The 5271-nt window shown below is 53.6% G+C and carries 5 protein-coding genes; 3 read left to right on the top strand and 2 right to left on the bottom strand.

Going from position 1 to position 5271, the window contains the following annotated elements; all coding sequences use genetic code 11:
* The coding region (locus tag AC33YF_RS12640) for an aminoacyl-tRNA deacylase (protein ID WP_491777565.1) at positions 1–466 on the bottom strand (466 nt) is incomplete at its 3' end.
* Between the two features lie 226 nt (positions 467–692).
* The gene (locus tag AC33YF_RS12645; RefSeq protein ID WP_491777566.1) at positions 693–2699 is read right to left on the bottom strand and encodes an MASE1 domain-containing protein; all 2007 of its coding nucleotides are present in this window, start codon (positions 2697–2699) and stop codon (positions 693–695) included.
* Between the two features lie 429 nt (positions 2700–3128).
* Between AC33YF_RS12645 and AC33YF_RS12650 the strand changes: the two genes are divergently transcribed.
* From AC33YF_RS12650 to AC33YF_RS12660, 3 genes are all read left to right on the top strand, one after another.
* A complete protein-coding gene (locus AC33YF_RS12650; protein ID WP_491777567.1) occupies positions 3129–4019 on the top strand; it encodes a LysR family transcriptional regulator in 891 nt (296 codons plus the stop codon).
* 222 nt (positions 4020–4241) lie between these two features.
* On the top strand, positions 4242–4664 hold the full coding sequence (locus tag AC33YF_RS12655) for a hypothetical protein (protein ID WP_491777568.1): 423 nt from the start codon (positions 4242–4244) through the stop codon (positions 4662–4664).
* Positions 4665–4774: 110 nt separating this feature from the next.
* Complete coding sequence (locus tag AC33YF_RS12660) at positions 4775–5263, top strand: c-type cytochrome (protein ID WP_491777569.1); 489 nt, start codon at positions 4775–4777, stop codon at positions 5261–5263.
* The last annotated feature ends 8 nt before the right edge of the window (positions 5264–5271 follow it).

Here is a 5271-nt window from a genome sequence, read left to right on the forward strand (position 1 = left end):
GGCGAGCAAACTGATCACGGCTGAGATGAATCAAGGTCTCGTGATCTCCAGCTTCCAGATAGACTTCTGGTTGGCCCACAACACACTCGTCAACGACGACGTCTAAACCGTAGCATTCACCGATAGGAGGAATGGCGCCAGGCGAGCAATCCTCGAAGAGCTCTTCGACCTCGTGCTCGTTTGCCAAGACGACATCAAAGCCAAGCTGTCTTCGTAGGTCCTGCAGGTTGATGCGGTGTGATGCTGGAAGCACAGCCAGGATGTATGAGCTGTGCGATGGTTGACAGAAACAGTCCCCGTGTGACTCGTGTTCTGTACGCAGCACGACCCCTTTGGCCAAGCATTCCCCAGGAATCTGCGATGCCTCAGCGGTGCGCATCGAAGACGCTGTGGATCGGTGCGCGACAACGTCATACGCAACGTTCTTTGCGGAAAGGTACTGTCTAAGCGTTACCGACATCGACATGGCGGCTCTCCAGATAGAGTTCTTCCAACGCTATTCCAAAAAGGCTTTTGGCCTCACTGGAGCTGCGACGGGCCGAGTATGCTCCCAGATGCCGATGCCGTAGGCATCATTCAAACAGATGAAAACTGAGAAAAATTTCCAAGGGGCTCCTACGCAGCTCTCCGCGTTGGGCGTTCACTCGTGGAACAAACCTAAGCCACAGAGAAAGCTGCCAAAACGAGGGAGGTTACAGTCCCTGACTCGCTTGTGACTCAATCGGCGGCGTGAAACGCATGAATAAGTAAAGGAGTTCAGACTGCTTAGATGTACCCGTCTTGGCGTAGATATGTTGTAGATGAGTCCTGGCCGTAGGCTCCGAAATCGTCAGCGTTTCGGCTACCTCCCTGACACCTCGGTCCGGTCTCATTGCGAGCAGAACGCGTAGCTCGCTCTTTGTGAGCCCATATAGTTCAGCAAAGGCTTCAGCGGTCGAGAGTGGGATCGTCGCAGAGTCTTGGACGAGGACTGCTACCGTTGCTGTCACAGTTCTGCAGACGCTTTGCAGTTCACTACTGTCAAGCGGAAGGATGATCGCAATGAGACCAGGTTTATCTTTGGCAGGGAGAGGGATGACCTTGGGGCTTATCCGCTGGGAGCCCTGACTGGGCGCAGCAGTTTTAAGAGCCGCCTCAAATGCTTCGCGTGTTGTGCAATCAGTAGGAACAAGTCGATTTTTTTCGCTATGAAGCCCATTGGCGGTTTCAAGTTGTTGCTTGGCCGCACGGTTCGCATAGGCTATTTGGCCGCTGGCATCGGTGAAGTAGATCGCAAGTGTGAGCGAATTCAGCGTCGTCTGCAATGCTGCTTGTTGCTCTTGAGCTCGCTTGCGCTCCATAACGCGTCCAAGCTGTTCCCCGATACTCTGCACAACCTGCATAAGTTCCTTATCGAGTGGTTTTTTCTCCAAGGAGAAAAATTCCAGGACTGCCTGAAGCTTGCCCTCTGCATAGATCGGGAAACCGAAGCCGGCTCGTAAACCATGCTGCAGAAAAATCTTCTTTCTATCTGACTGATTGCATCGCGAGATGTCTGGTAGCCATTTCGGTTTTCCACTTGCCCATATCGTGCCCGGCAGTCCTTGACCACGCGCCCTGTCGACGTTTGCTACGTCGCGGCTAAGCGAATTGAGGGCTCGATCCTCAAAATGCCAAACGGCGCTAGAATGCAGGACTTGTGGAGCATCGACATCATCCGGAAGGTAGGCGTGCCCTGCAACCCAGCCCCCCACTTGACAGATGCGTTGAAGGCAGCTGCGCAGAAGTTCATTGAAGGAACCGCCGGCGGCGGCTTGCTCCGTAGCCTGCCATAACACCTCCGCTGCAAGAGCGCGCTTCTTTCCTTGTGTCTCAATGCGGTGTCTGGCTGATACTTCGGCGCTTAGCGCTAGAGCTGGCACAGTGATGCTTATGACGAAAACCAAGAGAAGGATATAGGAACCATCTTTGATTGACTCAGCGAACGGCCCGCACTCGAGGACGGCACCCCATACCGTGAAGAAAACGATTATCAGTGACACCGTAGCAGTGTCTCGGGGCCCTTGACGCATCGCTGCCCACAGCAACGGTAAGATCACCAGGAAACTGAGCGCGTCACGGAACGGGCTTGGTTGCAGCAGCGGACAAAAAGCAATGATAGCTACGGCCGTCGCTGCGAGATAGGTGGCTAATGTTCTAGGAGAGGGAGTCGATAGTAAGGACGTCGGATCACAAGCAGCCCAGAGTACGACAACAGGGGCCACAACAAGGGCCCCGGCTAGATTGCCCAACCACCAAGTAAGCCATACAGGCAGAAAATCCTCATTGAAACCGCCGAGGGTAAGGCTGCCAACGCCGATAGTCGCACTGATTGTGGTTGCAATCACACATGACACAAAGAACGTGATGACGTTGAAAGGCGTTTCAAGAAGGCGATCGCCCCGCTTCCACCAATTAAATAGATAAACTGCAACGACCGCCTCAAGCGTGTTGCCACAAGCGATAGAAAGAGAGGTTAGCGTAGAACCAGCAGTAAGTAGATTTATCAGAAAGGCGGGCACAAAGATTGCTGGAAAAATCCGATACCCCCACAACATCACCGCTGCAATGGCTAAGCCCGTCGGAGCCCAAATTGGCGTTACGCTTGGATGGGTAGAGGCAAACCTCAAGCAGAGAAATGCGAGCACAAAATAGGCGATGCCCACAATAACGAGCCGCACGAGAAACGAGGCAGAAGGATTGGGCAGCGGCCAAATCCGCTCGTACGCCCGCAGTGTGGCACTTCGACTGTTCGAAGAGCCGGCGTTTTGACCAACACAGTCTTGCAGTTTGTGTGACATTTGCCCCTACTTCAGCCCGAGTCACCTAATGGGACCCGGCTGCGCGAAGAGCGAGCTCGCATGCTGTGGGTTATGCAGTGGGTTTTTGTCACTAACGCCCATCATCCGCCCCCTGCTCCGGGCAGACCTCTCGCTTAAGGGGAACTCTCAAACACTCCCCGCTGGGCAGGGAGCAATTTGATAAACAAAAATTATAATATCATATAAATAACAGATTGATGATAATAAAACGCAGCTCACTTGAGCGAAATCAGGGTTATCAAACGGAATCAAACGAATAACCGCGTCTGGTCAACCAAGAGCGCCATTATGATCGATAAACTGGAAATGCTGATCGCATTGTCTCGAGAGCAGCATTTCGGGCATGCGGCCACTGCGTGTGGTGTCAGTCAGCCCGCGCTATCTACTGCCATCAAGCAGCTTGAAGGTTCCTTTGGCGTGGAGCTCGTGCAGCGGGGTGCTCGTTTCAGGGGGTTCACCCCTGAGGGCGAGCGGGTCCTGGAGTGGGCGCGTCGCATAGTCGGCGATACCCGAGTTATGTACCAGGAGATTGAAGCGCTGAAGCATGGCCTCTTCGGCCACATCCGCATCGGCGTTATCCCGACAGCGCTTCCCTTGGTGGCGACGCTGACCACGCGCTATCTGGCAGACCACCCAAACGTTAGATTCGCCGTTTTCGCGCAGAGCTCCGATGAAATATTGAGAGGTTTAAGTAATCTAGAGTTAGACGCGGGGCTCACTTATCTCGACAACGAGCCTCTCGGCCATGTGCTTTCCGTGCGCCTGTACCAGGAAGAGTTTCGGCTCCTGGTCTCCTCTGACTCGCCGTTTGGCAAGCTCAAGACGATAACTTGGGCCGAGCTTGGCCGCGTCCCGCTCTGCTTGCTAACGGAGGACATGCAAAACCGTCGAATCATAGATAGGCTGTTGCATAAAGCAAAAGCAGAGGTGATCCCAACGATTGAGACCAACTCACCGACAGTTCTTTACACACATGTCGGCTCTGGAGGCTTGGCAACGATCATGCCGGCCAAGGCCGCGGCTGTGATGCATTTTCCCTCAAAAGTGAGAGAGATCCCTATTATCAATCCAACCGTCAAGTATGCGGTGGGACTTGTAGTCCCCAAGCGGGAGCCCCTGCCACCACCAATCGAGGCGCTGGCAAAGGATGTAAAAAAATTCTTCTCGCAAAAGCGTTGAGCGCCCGCCCCAGCAAGCCCTGTAAGTACAGGTAGAGTTTAGGAGATTGAGGCATCCGTTGAGGGCGTCTGCGATGCAGCGGGCGAAGAATCTTGATCGCATAACCCATATGCGGGATGCCGGGCACTCAACAGCCGATATAAATTTCAGATCAATCAATCAATAATTCTAATGACACGTAGTATTTGAAGGATTGAATGTAGCCCCTGAAAGGAGGCTGATATGTTCCCGAATAATCATGGTCGCTTGATAGGCTTGGCTACGGCAGCCGCTCTCGTTGTTATGGGCGGACTCACTATTCCCGCCAGTACAGACGCGCTTACCGAAGTTAAGGGTCCCGTCGAATTTCATGAGCCCATCCTTGGTGAACTTGGCGATAAGCGCGTTATAGCCTACTACGAAGCGGCCAGAGGCGAGTGCGGTATCAACGTAGTGGTTTGGAATCGGGCCGACGAAACCGGCGATTCGAGGGTCGGTCTTCGGCTCAACTTGAGCCCTCGCCAGATGATCCAAGTCGACACTCCTGACAACAAATCAGTCAATCTCGAATCACTCAGTCTTCAGTGCGGAAATTACGCCGAAGGACTGAGTATCGTTGACACCTCGGAGCCGAAGCTTGTCAATGCTAGCGCATCAGGCCTCTAGTCCGAAGGCTCAAGTATAACTTTCCGCCTCTCTCCTCCAGGGCCTCATTGCGAACAGCATATGAGGCCCCTTCTCTCAGTTGATCCATGTGAAAGAACAGCCCAAGCATCATGTATCTGCCATTCGGTTATGCGCTTTTAGCCGTGATTCTGGCTTTTCCAGCCTCGACGCAGCAGGCTGCATCCGCTGACGGCATGACACCATTCGACCGAGCTGTCGTTACGCCCAAAGGAGAGCTCGTAAGCCCTTACCCGAACTTCAAAAGCGTCGCCAAGGACGGTTATCGCGCTTACATGCGTGCAGGCTGTAACGGCTGTCACGGGGGAGGTGGTGGGGGTGGTATGGCCGCTCCCCTGACCAATCCCGCGTGGATCTACGGTGATGATGACGACACTCTGTTCAGAGTTATTGTGCTCGGCACCGGTAGTCTTAGTCCTGGTCTTACATTCGGAAAGTTCGGTTACCGCAGGAAGAGCTCAGAGGCCATGGTCGGGCCAATGCCGCACTTTGGTGAAATTATCAAAAAAGATGAGGACGTCTGGAAGATCATCGCCTGGATGAGGTCTGTTCATTGTGAGCAGCGTGCAACTGGCTGTTGAACATAGGG

Source organism: Methyloceanibacter sp. (assembly GCF_058506495.1).

Excerpts from the sequence above, each read along its gene's own strand:
- AC33YF_RS12650 (WP_491777567.1), top strand. The coding sequence starts at position 3,129 with ATGATCGATAAACTGGAAATGCTGATCGCATTGTCTCGAGAGCAGCAT.
- AC33YF_RS12655 (WP_491777568.1), top strand. The coding sequence starts at position 4,242 with ATGTTCCCGAATAATCATGGTCGCTTGATAGGCTTGGCTACGGCAGCC.
- AC33YF_RS12660 (WP_491777569.1), top strand. The coding sequence starts at position 4,775 with ATGTATCTGCCATTCGGTTATGCGCTTTTAGCCGTGATTCTGGCTTTT.